This is a genomic window from Nonomuraea sp. NPDC050663 (genome assembly GCF_044456985.1).
In the GTDB taxonomy this organism is placed as follows: Bacteria; Actinomycetota; Actinomycetes; order Streptosporangiales; family Streptosporangiaceae; genus Nonomuraea.
On the sequence record NZ_JBITGL010000025.1, the window covers coordinates 81,923 to 99,458 of the forward strand.

The window sequence follows — 17,536 nt, forward strand, 5'->3', positions numbered from 1 at the left end:
TGCTGCGTTCCTCAAAGTATGTAGATGAACCGGCGGCGCAGGTGTCGTGGAGGCGGTGGCGGGCGTCCCCAGATCCAGGGCTTGGCCTTGGCGTTGAGCTGGATGGTCGCGATCCGGGTGACGTAGTCGATCTCGTCGGGGTTGGCGAAGCACTGCCCAGCGATGGCATGCCGTCGGAAGATGCGCCACCAGGCCTCTTGGAGGTTGAGCCAGCAGGCCCCGACCGGGATGAAGACCTGGGTGATCCGAGGATGATCGGCGAGCCAGGCGCGAGTGGCGTAGCTGTTGTGGCTGGACAGGTTATCGGTGATGACGAAGATGTCGCCGGTGCCGGGGTTGGCTGCCTCGACTTTGGCCAGGAACTGCTGGTAGTAGAGGCTGCTGCGGGAGGGGGCGGTCATCGTAACCGCCGTCCCGTCGGCGATGCGCAGGCAGCCGTAGACCCAGGTCTTCTCCGGCCCGCGGGAGTAGTCCAGCCACGCTTTGATCCGACGCCTGTCGACTGACCAGCCCGGTCGCGGAGGAAACCGCCGAGGCACGACCGGACCCAACTCATCAGCGCAGACCACTACCGCCCCGTTCGGCGGGTGCGTGTAAAGGTCTGCGATCCGGGTTCTTTTGCGGCGAACTGCGGGTCACGGCGACAGCTGGCGCCAGGACCACCTCGACGCCGAGCAAGCACTCAAGGACAGCGGCCTGATCCACAGCCAGAACGGGCCCCACCGCGTCAGCCTGGACGACGATGTCCGTTTCAGTCTCGATCACCGGCTCAGCGCGCCAGCCGACACCCGCGCACCGCGACACAGCTTCCAGGCCGCGCGCCGCCCGGCGCAGTGACGGAGTGTCACCCTCACTGTTGAGCGCCAGGTTCGTGACAGTGCGCCGCGACCAGAGATGTCAGTAGCGTTCCGTGATGTGCCAAAGGCGCTGACCTCTTCAGCGGGTGGAGTCTTGAGAGGAAGGTGGTTCGAGATCGTCGGTCGTAGGGGAGTCACTGCGGCGGGCACGACTACCGAGTGTGGTGCGAAGCTCGCGGGCGGCGACGACGACAGGGATGCACGCCTGCAGGAACTCGGCCAGAGCGGCGGGGATACGCGCAGCGGTGGTCAATATCAGAGCGGTGCCACCAATTACCGCCAAAATCACAGTCGTCATCGGTCGTTACCCTTCGCTTGCCGGTGCGTGCGGCGGGCGGTGGTACTAGTGCTGGTCACTGGGCTCTCCTTCTACATCAGGTGCCAGCAGCGTGCGGGCATTCGCTGTTCGGTTGCAGCAGCGTTGACGTCTAACTCGCAATCCAGCAGGTAGTGGCGCATCATTTCCTTAGGGTTGAGAACTGACCAACGGTGACTGGCATCAGGGGTGGTGGGGATGATTGACCCCTCCTTGATTCGAACCCGGGAAGAGTGGACGGTCGCGCTGCAGGGTCTGCGTGACCGGGCTGGGTTGAGTTACGCGCAGTTGTCTCAGCGCTGCGAGGACATGTCGACCTCGACGCTGCAGAAGATGGTGACCGGGGAGAGCTTTCCGCGAGCCGTGACCGTCCGGTTGTTCGTCCGGGCGTGTGGCGAACTCGACACGCAGCGGTGGGTGGATGCACGTAACCGCGTGCAGGCGGCAGATACGAGGGTGCAGCGGCGGCGAACGCCGCCTGGCAAGCAGATCCGGGTGGGGGCAGTTCCTCGGGCTGCTGACTGTTTCCAGGAACGGGAGATAGCAGCCAGCCTGGAGCGGGAGGTGGAGGAGGATGGGACTGTACTGCTGACTCAGGTGCTTGCGGGGATGGGTGGAGTCGGCAAGACCCAGCTCGCGGCGGCCTACGCCCGCCGCGCCTGGGGTGCGGGGGTTGGGGTGCTGGTGTGGGTGAACGCCATCACCCGCGCAGAGATCATCAACGTCTACGCCGATGCCGCGCTGCAGTTAAGGTTGCCGCTGGCCAATCCAGAAGAGCCAGAGAAGTCGGCGCAAGAATTCCTGATGTGGACGGAGACGGTGACGGACCGTTGGTGGCTGGTGGTGCTCGACGACGTGCGCGAACCTGGAGACCTGGCTGGATTATGGCCGCCGGCTGCGGAATCAGATGTTGGGGGCCAGGTGCTAGTCACCACCCGGCGCCGCGAGGCCGCCCTGATCGGGTCCGATCGGCGGGCGCTGGAAGTCGGCATCTTCACCAAGCGGGAAGCTCTCACCTACCTTCAGGCCAAGCTCGCAGATCGTGCCGCGGACATCACCCAGGTGGACGCGCTGGCATGCGAGCTGGGATATCTGCCGTTGGCGTTGGCTCAGGCAGCCGCCTACATCTTCAACGAAGACATCGGCATCGACATCTATCGGAATCGGCTGGCAGCCCGACTCCTTGCAGAGGTCGTCCCACAACAAGACCATCTCACCGATGACCACCAGCGGATCATCACCGCGACCTGGGAGCTGTCTATTGAACAGGCCGACCGGGCGCATCCTGCAGGGCTTGCCCGGCCCACGCTGTTGTTAGCCAGCGTGCTCGATTCGGCAGGAATCCCCCAGATCGCGTTGGCAAATCCAGCGGCCTTGAGCTATCTGACCAGCTACCAGCCCGGCCTACCCAATGACCCCAAAGAGGCATTCGACATGGTGGATGCGGCGCTGCGAATTTTACACCGCTACAGCCTGATCGATCACGACCGCGCCGCCATTTACCGCGAGATCCGCGTCCACCAACTCGTTCAACGCGCCACCCGGGAAAACCTGGCCACCCAGCCCGACTTCGGCCCCGAGCTGTACGCCGCCCTCGCTGGCACCGCCGCCGACGCGCTGCTGGAGGTCTGGCCGCACGTCGAACGAGCCCCGCTCAGCCAGGTCCTGCGTGCCAACGCTGCAGCCCTGCAGCAGGTCGCTGAAGGCGTCCTGTGGAGCGGGGATGGCCTCGGCTACGTGCTGTTCCGCGCAGCCGAGAGTCTCGGTGAGAGCGGTCAGGTCACGGGCGCCCACGATGCCTTTGTCGCCTTGCGAAATACCGCCTTGCACCGTCTGGGCCCTGGCCATCCTGACACTGTGACTGTTCGCTATGGTGCGGCCTTTTGGCAGGGCCGCGGGGGGGATGCGGTGGGCGCGGCGGACGCGTTCGCCGCGCTGCTGCCCGACATGGTACGGGTGCTCGGTCCCGATCACCCCAACGCCCTGGTCACCCGCGCCGAGCTGGCCTCTTGCCAGGGTCACAAGGGGGATGCGGCGGGCGCGGTCGCCACATTCGAGAAGCTCCTAGCCGACATGGTGCGGGTGCATGGCCCCGATCACCCCAACACCCTGACCACGCGCCACCGTCTGGCATTCTGGCGACGCCAGGTGGGAGATTTGGGGAGCGCAGTCTCGGCTTTCGAGGAACTGCTGGCCGACCAGGCGCGGGGCCTGGGTCCCGACCACCAACAGAGCCTGGCCACTCGCCATGAGCTCGCGAGCACGTGGGGCGTGGCGGGCGATGCGGCGGGAGCCGTCGCGGCATTCGAGGAGCTCCTGGCCGACCGGTTGGAAGCGCTGGGGCCCGATCATCCCGACACCCTGGCCACCCGTTACGAACTGGCGTACTGGCGACGGAAGTTGGGGGACGTGGCGGGAGCCGTCGCGGCATTCGAGGAGCTCTTGGCCGACCGGTTGGAAGCGCTGGGGCCTGATCATCCCGACACCCTGGTCACCCGCAGCGAGCTGGCGCGCTCGCTGGGCGAAGCGGGAAATGCGGTGAGTGCCGTCACCGCATTCGAGGAGCTGCTGCCCGACATGGTGCGGGTGCATGGCCCCGATCACCCCAACACCCTGGTCACCCGCCACGACGTTGCGACCTGGCGAGGTCTGGCAGGGGATGCCGCGGGTGCGGTCGCGACATTCGAGGTAGTCCTGGCCGACCGGCTACGAGTCCTAGGCCCCGATCACCCCAACACTCTGGACGCCCGCCACGAACTCATCTATTGGCAAGGGGATGCCGGAGACACGAGGGGCGCTGTCACCGCAGTCGAGGACCTTCTGGCCGACCGGCTACGAGTCCTGGGCCCCGATCACCCCGACACCCTGGCCACCCGCCACGAACTGGCGCACTGGCGAGGGGAAGCGGGAGACACAGCGAGTGCGGTCGCCACATTCGAGGAGCTGCTGCCCGACATGGTGCGGGTGCATGGTCCCGATTTCCCCAGGACATTGGTCACCCGCCACAACCTGGCGCGCTGGCGAGGCCTAACGGGGGATGCGGCCAGTGCCGCCGCCGAACTCGCACCAGTCCTGGCCGACCGGCTACGAGTGCTAGGACCCAACCATCCCGAAACCCTGAACACTCGTAACGAGCTGGTGTACTGGCGGGACAGGGCGCGACGGGAGTAACCCGCTCACCTCGTGGCACACGATGGCCGCACAGCAGCCGGTCCAGGCCGGGCGCTCGGGAGTCCGCGGCCGGGACTCCGCTAGCGCTCCGTCCAGCCGCGGAGTTCCCTCGCGACCACAACTCCCCCGCGCGGGGTGCTCGCCGTACGAAGTTTTCGCGCGGGGTGCTCGCCGTCGTCTCTTTTCTCTCGGGCGGTGGGGCCTAACAGGCGCCCGAAGTCCTACTCTTCCACCCGTCGTTTGGTCGCTGCGCTCCCTCTCTCCTCACTCCAGAGCAGGCCGCGCCCTTGGCCCCACCGCCCGGTGTGGTGCTCGCCGTAACGAAATCAGGCCCCCGCCATCGCCGTCGGGAGCCTCCGTGTTGAACGCCAAGATGCTGACAGTGGACGGCGACAAGTTCTGTCAGTAGCCCGCCGTGAGTTCCCGCAGCCTCGACAGCCTCGAACGCGAACTCCGACTGTGCGGCCTCATCCACGACAAGGGCACGCCTCGCAACGCCGAGGCCTCTGCCGACGTCCAGTACAGCCTGCGTCTGAACCGCGACCATCTCAATGACCGCGAGGACCCGTTCGCCGTACCGCCCTGGTGGCGTCATCCTCGCCTCGGCGATGAGGACTATCTCCAGGAGTTGCTGTACGGCGACGCCCCCCGCTCGGCGAGGCCCCCAGTAGACCGCCCGAGCCACGCTGACGAATCAGGTCGCTGACATCTTCGCTGCGATCAATACAGACAGTTACGACCCCACTGACATCCCATGTCGCCACAGATGTCAGCCGCTGTCGTTTCGCGCTGACATCTCGTGACGTTCAACACAACAAACACCTTGCGTCCGCCTTTGTCCCGTGTCACCCTGCTGGCAAGATCAACATTCCGAATGTACCAAGGTATCGCCGATACGATCTTGAAAGGAGCGGGCAGACCGTGGCATGGGTCAGCGTGATCGGCCCGAGCATGGAGCAGGTCGACTACCGGCTCCAGGAGGGCGCCGGCTGCGGCATGGCCTCCCCCGGCGAGCACGGCCACGCCGACCCCGGCGGCCAGATCGCCTACCGCCTGGCCGATGAGCGCGGGCTGATGTGGGTCGGCGAAGGCCTGCACGAGCTCTGCCTAACCCCCGGCACCCGGCTCACCCCCGATCAGCACGAAGCCGCCCGCGCCATCATGAGCGGCGTCGACCCCCGCAGCGGCGAGGTCCTGGTTGCCGCCAAGCACGTGTCCGACCCGCGCGCCAAGCTCCCCGGCGCTCCGCTGCTGGCCGCCCTCCAGAGCGCGGCCGCCGACCAGCACCTGACCGTGCCCCAACTGCTCGCCGGCTACGCCAAGGCCTCCCAGCGCGCGATCCAACTGGCCCGCGGCGTCGCCCGCGAGCGCATGGCCTACACCATCCGCATCCAAGACGCCGAACAACTGGCCCACGCCGCCGGTATCGACCTGGTCCAGGTGTATGAGGCCGACGCGCTCGCCTACGCCGACAAGTGGCGCGATGCCAAGGTGCGTGTCGGAAACCGCGGCTACGACCTGACCTTGGACGTCTCCAAGAGCGTCAGCGTCTTGTACGGCCTGGCCGACCGCTCCTTAGCCGCCGAGATCGAGCAGGTCTTCGCCGAAGCGGTCAGCGAGACCGTCACCGCGATGGAGTCGTGGGCAGGCTACGGATTGCGCGGCCATCAGGGGGACGGCAAGCTCGCCGAGCGCATGGACGCCACCGGCCTGCTGGGCTGGGTGATGTGGCACAAGACCGCGCGGCCGGTCGACGGCGCCGCCCCGGACCCGCACCTGCACGCGCACGTCACCATCGCCAACATGGTCAAGGGCCACGACGGTAGGTGGTCGGCCGTCGGCGCCGGAGGCCGTGACATCCACCGGCACGCACACGCAGCTGACGCCCTGCTCAAGGCACGACTGCGGCGCAGGCTCACGCAGCAATTCGGGATCACCTGGGCGCGCGAGAAGCGGACCGGCGCCTGGGAGATCGCCAGTATCCCCGAGCAGGTGCGGCTGCTGTTTTCCAAGCGCTCCGGTCAGCTGCGGGCCCAGCTGACCGCGCTCGGTATCGATCCGGAGACCGCCTCGCGGCAGGCGCAGAAGACCGCGGCCGCCGAATCCCGGCAGGCCAAGGACGGCGAGGCCGACACGGCTGATCTGCCGGGCGAGTGGCACCGCCAGGTCGACCAAGCAGCTGGTGAGCACGGGTACGGGCTGCGGGTGGTGGCCGACTGCCTGCCCCGACCAGACGACGGCGCCGGGCCAGCCGCTGGAGCGCCTTGGGGGCCCCAGCTGCCCCCTCGACTGCCTCCGCGGCCCAGCGTCGCCGAGATCGCCGAGTGGATCTGGCGGCCCGAAGACGGGCTGACCGCGCACACCAAGCTCGTCAGCCGCGCGGACGTGCTCGCCGCAGTGATCGACGCCTGCCCCGATGGTGTGAGCGACCTGGCCGACGCCGAGGCCCTGACCGATGCGGTGCTCGCCCTGCGACCGGCTGTGCTGCACGACGCTCAGCGCGCCTCGCATCTGTCCAACGCCCAGCAGTACACCAGCGACGACATCATGCAGGCCGAACGCACGCTGCTGCGCATCACCCGCGAGCGCTACAACGCCGCGATGGCGGTGGTCGACCCGGAGGCCGCCGCGCTCGCCATCGACGCCTACCAGGTGAGCGGAGGGTTCACCTTCTCCCGCTGGCAGAAAGCGGTGCTGGACCGGCTGCTGGCCGGTGACCACGGCGTCGAGGCCGTCATCGGCGTGGCCGGCTCGGGCAAGACCACGATGATGGCCGCCGGCCGCGCGGCCTGGGAGAGTCGCGGGCTGGTGGTGGCCGGGGCGGCCAACGCCGCGGTGGCGGCGGTCAACCTGCAGGCCGAGTCCGGCATCACCTCCTCCACCATCGCGCGCTGGCTGCGGCGTATCCGGACCGGCCGAGGCCTGGCCGGGGTGGACGTGCTGGTGGTCGACGAAGCCGCGATGGCCGACGACCGGCACTTGGCTGAACTGCTGACCGAAAGCGTCCGCACCGGCACCAAGGTGGTGCTCATCGGTGACCCGGTCCAGCTGAACGCCGCCGGGGTCGGAGGCGGATTCGCGGCGATCCACCGCCAGGTCGACGGGCTCAAACTGACGGAGAACCGCCGCCAATCAGACCCGGTAGAGCGCAAGGCCCTCAAGCTGTGGCGGAAGGCAGCCGAGAGCGAGGGCGAGCAGCGCGAACAGCTGCGCCGCCAGGCGATGCACACCTGGGGCGACGGCGAGCGGGTACGGCTCGGCCAGGACTCCGACGACACCCTGACGCGGCTGCTGGCCGACTGGGCAGCCGCCCGCCAGCCGTACCAGAACGTCGGCCAGCCCACCGGCCGAGACGCTGGCCCGGACGGCAGCCGGGACACCAGCCGGGATGGGGTGCCTCCGGAGACGGTCCATGACGAGCTCGCGCAGGTGCTGCTGCTGGCCGGCACCAACGACGCCGTCGACCGGCTCAATGCCGTCGCCCGGGCGATGCGCCGTCAGGCCGGCGAGTTGCCCGGCCGCGACGAGCTGTACCGACTGCCCGCCGGCCGGTTGATCGCGCTGACGGTCGGCGATCACGTCCGGGTGCGCCGCAACGACTACCGCAGCCGGCGCGGGCGCGGCACCGACGTACTCAACGGCTTTCGCGGCGTGATCACCGCGATCGACGTCGAACGGCGGGTGGAAGTCGAATGGCGCCAGGCCGGGCCGGACGGGCCACGGCTGGTGCGCGAGTGGATCACCCCGGACTTCATCGCGACCGAAGGGCTGTCGTACGGCACCGCGTTGACGGTCGCGGCCGCGCAGGGCCTGACCGCCGATCACGCGCTGATCTACGGGCTGGGCCTGGACCCGCACACTCTGTATGCCGCGATGACCCGTGACCGGCTGACGGCCCGGCTGTATCTGCCGCAGGACCTGGTCGAGACCGACGTCGACCGGATCTCGCGCGGGCGCACCGACAGTATGGAGGAGCGGCTGGCCAGGGTCCTGGCCGCCTACGCCAAGACCCTGGAGGGTGACCGCGCCGACAAGCTGCTCACCCCGCAGCCGGAACCGATCGCGCATCAGCTTGCCGACGAGCAGCCGCCCGAGCCCACTCGGGAGCCGTTCGAGCGGGCGGTCGCTCCGGTGGCTGAGCGCGCCGAGGCCGACCACCACGACGAAGCTGCTTCCCGACCTGCTCAGCCCGAGCCTCAACAGCCGGCCCCCCAGAAGATCGACCACCAGGACGCGCCGGTGGCCGAAGCTCTGGCGGCCATCCGGCAGAGCGCCGCCCTGCTGGCGCTGAGTCAGACCCCGTTCGGTGTGGGCCTGTACAGCGACGCCGAACTCGACCAGCGACGCATCGACCTGTCTGCCGCGCTCAGCTCCGCCGCCGACGACCTGGCGGCGGTGCGAGCTCAAGCCCGCCGCTACGCCGAGCACGGCGGCGGGCCCGCCGAGCGGGCCCTGCAGCAACGTCGGGCCGACCTGGCCGAGTATGGCCAGCAGATTCGTATGGCGCAGCAGGCCGCCGACGCCTTGGGCCGAGCCCGCCAGGAGATCGCCGATCTCAACGACCGCATCCAGGAGACACGGAGGCGCGTTCAAACGATCGACCGCACCTTCAACACCCTCGGCAGGATCCTGCCCAGCCACCGCTCCCACCGCCGAGCACTCGAGGACGAAGCCACGCGCCTGGCCGACAAGGAAGCGCACCTGCGCGCCCAGCTGGCCGACCGGCACCAGGACAGGCCGATCCTGCAGGAGCAGGCCCGTCAGGCCGCTGAGCAAGCGCCGCCGATGGCGACCTGGCCTCACCTGCTGAACCAGCGCGAAGAGTTGGAGCGCGACTGGGAGAGGGCCAGCCGGGGCGCACGCTCCACCGACGTCAGCAGAACAGCGAGCCACGCCGAGACGATCCAGCAGTCACATCTCACTAACGAGCGGGAACTGGCCGCTGTACAGGAGGAAGCCACCCGGCGCGCTGATCTTCCTCCCGACACCCGCACAATTGAGGCCGCCGCTCGTGAAGCCCATGCCGCCCGTGCAGATCGAGTGACCGACCGCGAAGAGCGGGGCAAGGCCAGGACGTCCCGTAGCAGGGACCGCGACGAGCCCGTGCGGTCGCCAGCGGGTCACGAGCCAGAGCTGGGACATGAACCCAGCCGTCAATAGCGCGACCGAAAACGAAGCCGACCGGGCGCCAGCCCGATAGCACTGCCCCGTACATGAGCGCGGACGCTGACCCCCCGTCAGCGGGCTGTAGCGCGATGACCGCGGCAACCTACTAACGGAGAGTGGACCATCTCTACTGAGACCTTGGGTCGATCGCGGGGGCGCCTGGTTCGAGGTGGGGTGCGTAAGGCCGCTAGGCCGACGACGATCCCGTGCCGGCGGCCGGTCCCGCCCCGGGCGGATCGGCTGGCCTGGCTGGCCTGGCTGGCCTGGCTGGATGAGCCTGCGGTGGTGTCGCTGACCACTCGGCGGCTGGGCCAGCTGCCGCCCGACACACCCGGCCGCCGCCGTCGGTGGCCGTCTATGACCAATTGCTGCGCCGCCGCCCGGCGGCCGGCAGGCCGAGGTGGTGACCAAGACCATTGCCCGCTACGGCCGCGTCGACCTCTCTTGCCTTGATGAACTTGGCTACATGGAGCTTGATCCACGAGTAGGCGAACTGCTCTCCCAGGTTCTCCCGAAAGGGAGGAGACCAACAGCGTCGACATCACCTCAAACGAGGCGTTTTCGGGATTAACCAAGACATTCACGGAACCGTGGCTTTGCGCCGCCATCGTCGACCGACTCGCGTACGGCGGCAACATGATCGAGACCGGCACCGAATCTTAACGACTCGCCCAGACTCGCGCCCAAGCCGAAGCTGTCGCCGTCGCGAACAAGGCTGTCGGCTGACGCTTTCCTGCCCCTCATCGACACTGCCTGGCCCACCGCTGTGTGCGGTCAACTCCTACTGCGTCACCATCGCAGGTTGACTGGGCATCACGCTCAACGTGGCGGGGGAGACGTCAGCCACGATGGAGGGCGCCTCGAGGGAATCACCTGAAGACAGCACGCTGGCCCTGGCGCCGAAACTGCCTGCCAGGTCTCTCGACGACCTGGGCGGCGGCGTCGGCGTCATTCTGACATTACGGCCCGCTCAACTGGACATATGGGGGTGAAGCTGGTCTCACGCCGAGACTCTCGACAAACTGCCGCAGCACCGGCGATTCGTTCGTAGCAGGCCATAGCACCGCCGAGGTGATCGGTGGGCTGGCCCCGCTCAGTGGCACGAAGGCCACGCCTTGTCCGCGCATCGCTCGAGCCGAGAGCGGCACCAGCGCCACTGCCAGTCCGGCAGCGACGATGATGAGTTGTGTGGACAACTCGCGGACGTGGTGGCTCACCCGTGGCGAAAATCCGCCCGTTGTGCAGATGGCCTGCACCGCGTTGTCCCATTCCTGGCAGATTTCCGGAGCCAGGAGCACAAAGTCCTCCTTGGCCAGCTCGGCCACCTCAATGACCGGGCGCGCAGCCAGCGGGTGATCGGTCGAGACAGCGGCCACGAAGGGCTCAGCCGACAGCTCGCACACCACTGCGCTCTCGTTAAGATCCAGGCATTCATCGAGTGGCCCCAGTCTGGCGATGAACGCCACGTCCACCACGTCGTCGCGCAGCGGGTCGGCCAGCGACCCGAGCGGCAACTCGCGCAGCTCCACCTCAACGTCCGGGTGGGTGCGCTGAAACGCCGCCAACGCGGCCAGGAACGGCGCGGAGGACGTGGTCGGCACGTATCCGACTCGCAGACTGCCGAGCTCGCCCCGCCCGGCGCGCACCGCGACCGCACGCGCTTGCTTAGCCTGCGCAAGCGTGCGCCTGGCCTCCACTAGGAACGCCTTGCCCGCGTCGCTGAGTCTCGTACGACGGCGCTCGCGTACGAACAACTCGACGCCAAGCGACGCCTCTAGGCGCAAGATCTGCTGAGACAGCGCAGGCTGGGCCAGATGTAGCCGCGTGGCGGCCCGGCCAAAATGCAACTCCTCGGCGACGGCCACGAACCCTTCGAGATGGCGAAGGTCAAAGGTCATGCATGGAGCTTATCGACAGATCAAGATTCAGTCTTTGACGCTCTTAAGCGGTCGTTTCTACTGTCAGCCCAATGAGCCACGAAACGACAGCGACCTCAGCCCAACTCGTCGGAAAGATCACCCTCATCACAGGTGCCACCTCGGGCATCGGCGAGGCCATCGCGCGGGCCTACGCCCGCGAGGGCGCCTGCGTTGTCCTCACCGGCCGGCGGGCCGATCTCGGCGAGAGCGTGGCGGACCAGATCAGAGCAGACGGCGGGAAGGCCGAATTCCTGGCCGCCGATCTCACCGCACCAGGTGCCCCGCAGGCGGTGGTAGAGGCGGCTACCGCCGCATTCGGTGGACTCGACGTGCTCGTCAACAACGCCGCGGCCTTCACCTCCTCACTCACGCACGAGGTCACCGAAGCGGACTTCGACCGCGTCATCGATCTGAACTACCGAGCCACCTACTTCGTCACCAAGGCGGCACTGCCGCACCTCCTGGCGAACCGGACAAGCAAGGTCGTCAACATCGGCACGCTGGGTGCAGTCAAGAGCTGGCCCGGCGCCTCGATCTACAACTCCTCCAAAGCGGCCCTGGAAAACCTCACCCGTACCTGGGCCAACGAATACGGCCCCCAAGGCGTCAACGTCAACACCATCAGCCCCGGCCTCGTCGCGGACGCCCCGATGGCAGCCACGCCCCTCGCTCAAATGGACGTCGAGACCTACATGATCCCCACCATCCCGGCACGCCGCCTCTGCACCACGCAGGACGTTGTCGCAGCGGCGGTCTTCCTCGCCGGTCGCGGCTCGGACTACCTGCACGGCACCCGGATTCTGCTCGATGGCGGCCTGACCGCATGACTTCACGGTCCACCCCAGGCGGCATCCTCGCCCTGCTGTGCGCCGTTCAGTTCATGGTCATCCTCGATACCACGATCGCGAACGTCGCGCTGCCCGCCATCGGCCTCGATCTCCGTCTTCCGGAGGCGACCCTCCAGTACGTGATCACCCTGTACGCGGTGACGTTCGGCGGTTGCCTCATCCTCGCCGGGCGGGCCGGTGATCTGCTGGGACGGCGCCGCATGTTCATCGTCGGCACGACGCTGTTCGTGGCCGCCTCCGCCGCCTGCGGCATGTCGACGGGCGCCACTCTCCTGCTGACGGCGCGAGCGCTGCAGGGCCTAGGCGCCGCCGTCATCTCAGCCACCGCACTCGGCCTGCTCCTGTCCATCTACGCGGAAGGGGGCGGGCGCAACCGGGCACTGGGTGTGTGGAGCGGTCTGGGAGCGACCGGTGCCGGGGCGGGCTTCATCCTCGGTGGCGTGCTCACGGACACGCTGGGCTGGCGGGCGGTCTTCCTGGTCAACGTCCCCATCGGCGTTGCTGCTCTGAGCAGGACCGGGATCTTGCCTTCGGACCGAGCCCGCATCCACTGGCCGACGGGCCATCCCTCGAACCACGGGGCGGCAACGGCAATCCCCGCCCCAAGGCCCGGCTGGCTCGACCTTCCCGGTGCCGTGACCGCCACCGCGGGAATCGGACTGCTGATATACGGCCTCACCCGGGGTCAGCAGGACGGCTTCGCCACGCCCGCCACTCTCGGCCTGCTGTGTGCCGCCGGCGTGCTCATGGCCGGCTTCGTCCTGATCCAGCGGCGCTCACCGGGGCCGCTTATCCCGTGGCGGATCCTGGCGCGAGGACCGATGGCGGGCGCGAACCTGGCTATCCTCGCTCTCATGGCCGTCGTGGGCGGCCAGGGCTTCTTCATGATGCTGATCATGCAGCGAGTCTTGCGCTATTCACCGATCGAGACCGGTCTGGCCGTCTTCCCGTCCACCCTCATGGCGATCGCCGGAAGCGGTCTGGCCACCAGGCTGGCGCCGCGCCTACGGCCGCAACTCATCGCAGCGAGTGGCCTGCTCGCCGTCGCCATCGCTGAGGTGCTATTAGCGAGGATCACCATCTCGAGCTCGTACGCGATCGACATTCTGCCCGGCTACCTTGTTTTCGGGCTCGGCCTCGGCTCGGCATTTGTCGGCGCCAGCATCGTGGCCACCACCGGCAGCGCGCCCGAGGACCAGGGCGCGGTCTCGGGACTGCTGAACACGGCCCAGCAGGTCGGCATCGCAGTAGGAGTGGCGTCCCTGGTGGCGGTCGCCACCGCCCGTACCAGCGGTTGGCCGGTCCCGGGCTCGACGGCGGCCGTCATGTCGGGTTATAGCCTCAGCCTGCTCATCAGCGCAGGCGTCGCGGTCGCCGGCGCTGTCGCAGTCCTCGCACTCGGCAAGCTCGGGACCTCAGCAGCCGCTCCCGCATCCGCCGTCGGCCATGCATAGGCCAGGACCTGCCCCCCCCCCCCCGGCCGCCCAGCCGCGCCCAGCGGATCTGATCGAGAACCCCGATTCGTCCCCCATTGACCGTCCTGTCCATTATCGCGATGTCCGCAGCACGTGGCGGTAATGGCCTTATTTGCAACGGCGCTCATGCGACGGCGGTCAGCTGGATTCGGTGCTTTCGCGGAGCAGGCGTTCAGTCATGCGTGATTGCCTACGCAACATCTCAGAAGGGAGAAGATTGTGCGCAGAAGAAGGGTGTTGGGTGCCGGAATCGGTGCGATGGTCGGGGGCAGCATGCTGTTCGCTTCGAGCGCGGCTGTGGCGGACGCACCTGATGACGACGTACTTGCCCGATCATTGTCCGGCGGATTTCGCAGCATGTATGCCACCGCGAACGGAGTGCGACTGCACTATGTCGCCGGAGGACAGGGCGCGCCGGTGATCCTGCTGCCGGGCTGGCCGCGCACCTGGTGGGAGTTTCACAAGATCATGCCTGACCTGGCCCGGAATCATCGCGTGATCGCGGTCGACTTACGGGGAATGGGCGCCTCGGCCAAACCCAAGAGCGGCTACGACAAGAGGACGATGGCCGCTGACATCGCCGCGCTCATCACCGAACTCGGCTTCGACCAGGCTGACGTGATCGGCTCGGACATCGGTTCGATGGTCGCCTTCAGCCTGGCCGCCAACCACCCCGAGCGAGTCCGGAAGGTGGTAATGATCGATGTGGCTCATCCGGACGAAGGGCTCAACCAGCTCACCCTGCTCCCACAACCAGATGTCTTTCACCTGTGGTGGTTCGCCTTCAACCAGGTACACGGCCTGCCGGAGCAACTACTGGCCGGTCGCGCCCGGGCACTGATCGATCACCTGTGCGACCTCATCCTGCTGGACAAGAACGCCGTCTCAGACCAGGACCGCCGGATCTATGCCCACGCGTACAACACCCGCAACGCGATTCGCGCCAGCAATGGCTGGTACCAGACATACGGGCAAGACATCGCCGATGACCGCACCTACAAACCGGTCACACCGCCCGTGCTCGCGCTGGCCAGCCCCTCTAACGACGCCTACATGCGCGCTTTGCTGCCTGCCAAGGCAGCAAGGGCCGAGATCGTACGCGTGGAGAACACGAGTCACTACGTCGTGGAAGAACGACCACAGGTCGTTCTGGGATACTTGAGCCGCTTCCTGAGCTGACAAGGCGCTGCCCGAACGGATCAACAGTCGCAGAGGTGGGGTGGGGCCGCCCGGCAGCAACACCACCTGGTCACCGACGCTGGCGGCGTCCCGCCCGCGGTCACCTTGACCGGTGCCAACCGCACCGACGTCACCCAGCTGCGGCCACAGCTGGAGGCCATTCCGAAGATCCGCGGTAAGCGCGGGCAGGCCTCGCCAACGCCCTGATGTCGTCGTGGCTGACCGCGGCTACGACCACGACACGTACCGCCGCCTGGTCCGCGAGCTGCAGATCCGCCCTCTGATCGCCCGCCGCGGCACCGAGCACGGCTCCGGCGGGCGAACACCGCTACGTCGTCGAGCAGACCTTCTCGCTGCTCCACGCCTTCCGACGCCTACGCATCTAGAGGGAAGTCTGCGCCGACGTCCACGAGGTCTTTCTCAAGCTGGCATGCGGCCTCATCTGCTGGCGACGCCTGACCTCATTGCGTTAGGAGCTCTAACTCCCCCTCCAGTAGCCAGCCGTGCCCTCTTAAAAGCGGTAATCCAATGGACGCGTACGGTGGACGGTCGGGATAATCTCCGGCCACGTGACCCCTTCGGAGCGGGACCACGCCCCTCCTTCAGATCATGGCCGAGTGATCGCTAAATGGTCCAAAGAGTGCCGGATCGCACGACCAGGAAGGGAAGAAGGCTCTCCACGTACGTTTGCCGACGGCACGCTTTCGTGGGCATCGATGCGCTGGCCGACGTCGGGCTTTCCGACGTGGAACCGCCCTGTATGGCAGGGGCCAGTGTCACCTTCGACGTGGGTGCCGGCATCGTGGCCTGTGCGCCACGGACGTGATCTTGCCGCTCCCGCCCGTCCCCTGCGGGCCACACTCGAGGGGTGAGCGTCCAGTCGAGCTCAGGCAGGCTGTGGGGTTAGGCGCGGGCCGCCGTTGGAGGGCAGAGCGGGGACTTGGCTCAGGGTGTCGTACATCGGCATCAGCGCGCTCGTACGGGTGCGCTTGAGCAGCTCCAGCATCGGTCCGTGCGTGCCGACCAGCACCAGGCTGCCGCCGCGGACGGTGACGCGCCGAAACAACGCCAGGACCGCCGCCATCCCACCGGAGTCGCATGCGCCTACCTGGGACAGCTCCAGGACGAGCTGCTGGGGGCGCGGCAATTCCCACACGGCGGCCAACGCCGCCCGTAGCCGGGCGGCGTTGGCGTAACTCAGCTCGCCGACTACCTCGGCCACCGTCCACGGCCCTTCCGAGCGAACGAGTACCTGCAACGGATCGTTCTTCATGATCACCAACCTTAGGCCATGAGGGCATGCCGAAATGCCGACTTACCGGGTACCGGGAGTCTCGCCCTACGCCGAAATTCCGAGGCGCGCACCAGCGTCTTCAGCTTCTTGCCCGACGCCGCTACGGGGACCTTGCGCCCGCGCTCCAGGTCGTACACGTCTACCTCCGGCCCATCCAGCAGCATCTGCAAGATCGTGCGCTGGCGCGGAGCCAGCACCTCATGCAGGGTGGCGAAGAGCTGGCCGGTGGACTCATCTCGCACCCGGGCCACCAAGGGTTGTCACGCGGGCAGAGGGATCTTCTTGGTACGCAGCCAAGGGCAGCTCGGGCGATATCGGGCGCGTTCAGATGGCTATGGCACAGTTTCACTATGCCGATTGACGATCTGCCGGACTGGCTATCGGCCTGGTGTCTGGACCATCTCGGGGACCAGCCCGCTGACGTGCTGTTTCGACAACAATCAATGTCGATGGTGTTCGGTCTCCGATTGTCTTGCGGTACGGACGTCGTGGTCAAAGCCCGCGGCGACGACGGCCGTGCGGGCTCATGTGTTAAAGCACAGGCCCGACTGGCCGAGAACGGGTTCCCGTGCGCCCGCCCGCTCACGCCGGTCGTCAGTGTCGGTCTCCTGGCCGTGCATGCGGAGGAATACCGGCACGGAGGAGAGCCGCTGCGCGGAGATACGCCGGACGTCGCTGTGCGCTACGCAGAGGTCTTCGCCCGGCTTATGACCGCACTGTCGGACCTCGCCATCACGCCGCCGCTGCCGAATCCGCGCTGGGTGCGGTGGGACCACACCGACCCCGGGCTGTGGCCGTCGATCGAGGCGCTCGACGAAAAAGACCAGAGCCTCGTACCCACCTACGTCATGGACACAGCCGACAGGGCCCGTCGGCGAATGCTGGCAGCTGGACTGCCCTCGGTGCTGGGCCACGCCGACTTCGAGGCACACAACCTCCGGTGGCACGACCAATATGTTCGGACGGTGCACGACTGGGACAGTCTGGCATGGCAACCGGAAGCTGCCCTTGTGGGAGCTGCGAGTGCAGTATTTCCCAAGATGGGCCCGGCCGTCCTGCCGCCGATCGAAAGTACCGAGGCGTTCCTGGCCGCCTATCAGGACGCTAGGGCCCGCTCGTTCACCGCCGAGGAGCAGCAGATCGCATGGGCGGCAAGCCTGTGGCCAGCGGCCCACGACATCCGTTGGGAAGCGCTCCACGGCTACGCCGCAGTCTCCGGCAAAGGACTCTGGGCACAAGCAGCCGAACGTCTCCGCCGAGCGAACGCCTGAGGAGCTCTACTACCTGGCGCCTGGTGACTGTCTCGTTCCC

The 17,536-nt window shown here is 67.5% G+C and carries 11 protein-coding genes and 1 pseudogene; 8 read left to right on the forward strand and 4 right to left on the reverse strand.

Going from position 1 to position 17,536, the window contains the following annotated elements; all coding sequences use genetic code 11:
- Positions 1 to 11: 11 nt before the first annotated feature.
- On the reverse strand, positions 12 to 569 hold the full coding sequence (locus ACIBH1_RS44895) for a transposase (RefSeq protein ID WP_397320231.1): 558 nt from the start codon (positions 567 to 569) through the stop codon (positions 12 to 14).
- Positions 570 to 1,371: 802 nt separating this feature from the next.
- Here ACIBH1_RS44895 and ACIBH1_RS44900 point away from each other — a divergent pair.
- The 3 genes from ACIBH1_RS44900 to mobF all read left to right on the forward strand — a co-directional run bounded on the left by ACIBH1_RS44900 (position 1,372) and on the right by mobF (position 9,504).
- Complete coding sequence (locus ACIBH1_RS44900; RefSeq protein WP_397320232.1) at positions 1,372 to 4,344, forward strand: tetratricopeptide repeat protein; 2,973 nt, start codon at positions 1,372 to 1,374, stop codon at positions 4,342 to 4,344.
- Positions 4,345 to 4,759: 415 nt separating this feature from the next.
- Positions 4,760 to 5,050, forward strand: a complete 291-nt coding sequence (locus tag ACIBH1_RS44905) for a hypothetical protein (protein ID WP_397320233.1) — start codon at positions 4,760 to 4,762, stop codon at positions 5,048 to 5,050.
- A gap of 215 nt (positions 5,051 to 5,265) precedes the next feature.
- Positions 5,266 to 9,504, forward strand: a complete 4,239-nt coding sequence (mobF, locus tag ACIBH1_RS44910) for a MobF family relaxase (RefSeq protein WP_397320234.1) — start codon at positions 5,266 to 5,268, stop codon at positions 9,502 to 9,504.
- 965 nt (positions 9,505 to 10,469) lie between these two features.
- Here the strand turns inward: mobF and ACIBH1_RS44915 are convergent.
- Positions 10,470 to 11,408: a LysR substrate-binding domain-containing protein gene (locus ACIBH1_RS44915; protein WP_397320235.1), complete on the reverse strand. Its 939-nt coding sequence runs from the start codon at positions 11,406 to 11,408 to the stop codon at positions 10,470 to 10,472.
- Between the two features lie 71 nt (positions 11,409 to 11,479).
- Between ACIBH1_RS44915 and ACIBH1_RS44920 the strand changes: the two genes are divergently transcribed.
- The 4 genes and pseudogenes from ACIBH1_RS44920 to ACIBH1_RS44935 form a co-directional block, all read left to right on the forward strand.
- Positions 11,480 to 12,256, forward strand: coding sequence for an SDR family NAD(P)-dependent oxidoreductase (locus tag ACIBH1_RS44920; RefSeq protein ID WP_397320236.1), 777 nt, complete (start codon positions 11,480 to 11,482; stop codon positions 12,254 to 12,256).
- Complete coding sequence (locus ACIBH1_RS44925) at positions 12,253 to 13,731, forward strand: MFS transporter (protein ID WP_397320237.1); 1,479 nt, start codon at positions 12,253 to 12,255, stop codon at positions 13,729 to 13,731. Before ACIBH1_RS44920 ends, ACIBH1_RS44925 begins: the two co-directional genes overlap by 4 nt.
- A 240-nt stretch (positions 13,732 to 13,971) precedes the next feature.
- Positions 13,972 to 14,931, forward strand: a complete 960-nt coding sequence (locus ACIBH1_RS44930) for an alpha/beta fold hydrolase (protein ID WP_397320238.1) — start codon at positions 13,972 to 13,974, stop codon at positions 14,929 to 14,931.
- Positions 14,932 to 14,988: 57 nt separating this feature from the next.
- Positions 14,989 to 15,404, forward strand: a pseudogene (locus ACIBH1_RS44935) (transposase); the annotation flags it as partial.
- A gap of 413 nt (positions 15,405 to 15,817) precedes the next feature.
- On the opposite strand, the gene ACIBH1_RS44940 reads toward ACIBH1_RS44935, so the two are convergent.
- Together ACIBH1_RS44940 and ACIBH1_RS44945 are read right to left on the reverse strand one after the other, a co-directional pair.
- Positions 15,818 to 16,204 carry an STAS domain-containing protein gene (locus ACIBH1_RS44940; protein ID WP_397320239.1) on the reverse strand — a complete coding sequence of 129 codons (387 nt, stop codon included), beginning with the start codon at positions 16,202 to 16,204 and terminating at the stop codon, positions 15,818 to 15,820.
- Between the two features lie 11 nt (positions 16,205 to 16,215).
- Entirely contained in the window at positions 16,216 to 16,467 is a 252-nt protein-coding gene (locus ACIBH1_RS44945) for a hypothetical protein (RefSeq protein WP_397320240.1), read from the reverse strand.
- A 108-nt stretch (positions 16,468 to 16,575) separates the two neighbouring features.
- Here ACIBH1_RS44945 and ACIBH1_RS44950 point away from each other — a divergent pair, with 108 nt between their 5' ends.
- Positions 16,576 to 17,496, forward strand: coding sequence for a phosphotransferase (locus tag ACIBH1_RS44950; RefSeq protein ID WP_397320241.1), 921 nt, complete (start codon positions 16,576 to 16,578; stop codon positions 17,494 to 17,496).
- Positions 17,497 to 17,536: the final 40 nt, after the last annotated feature.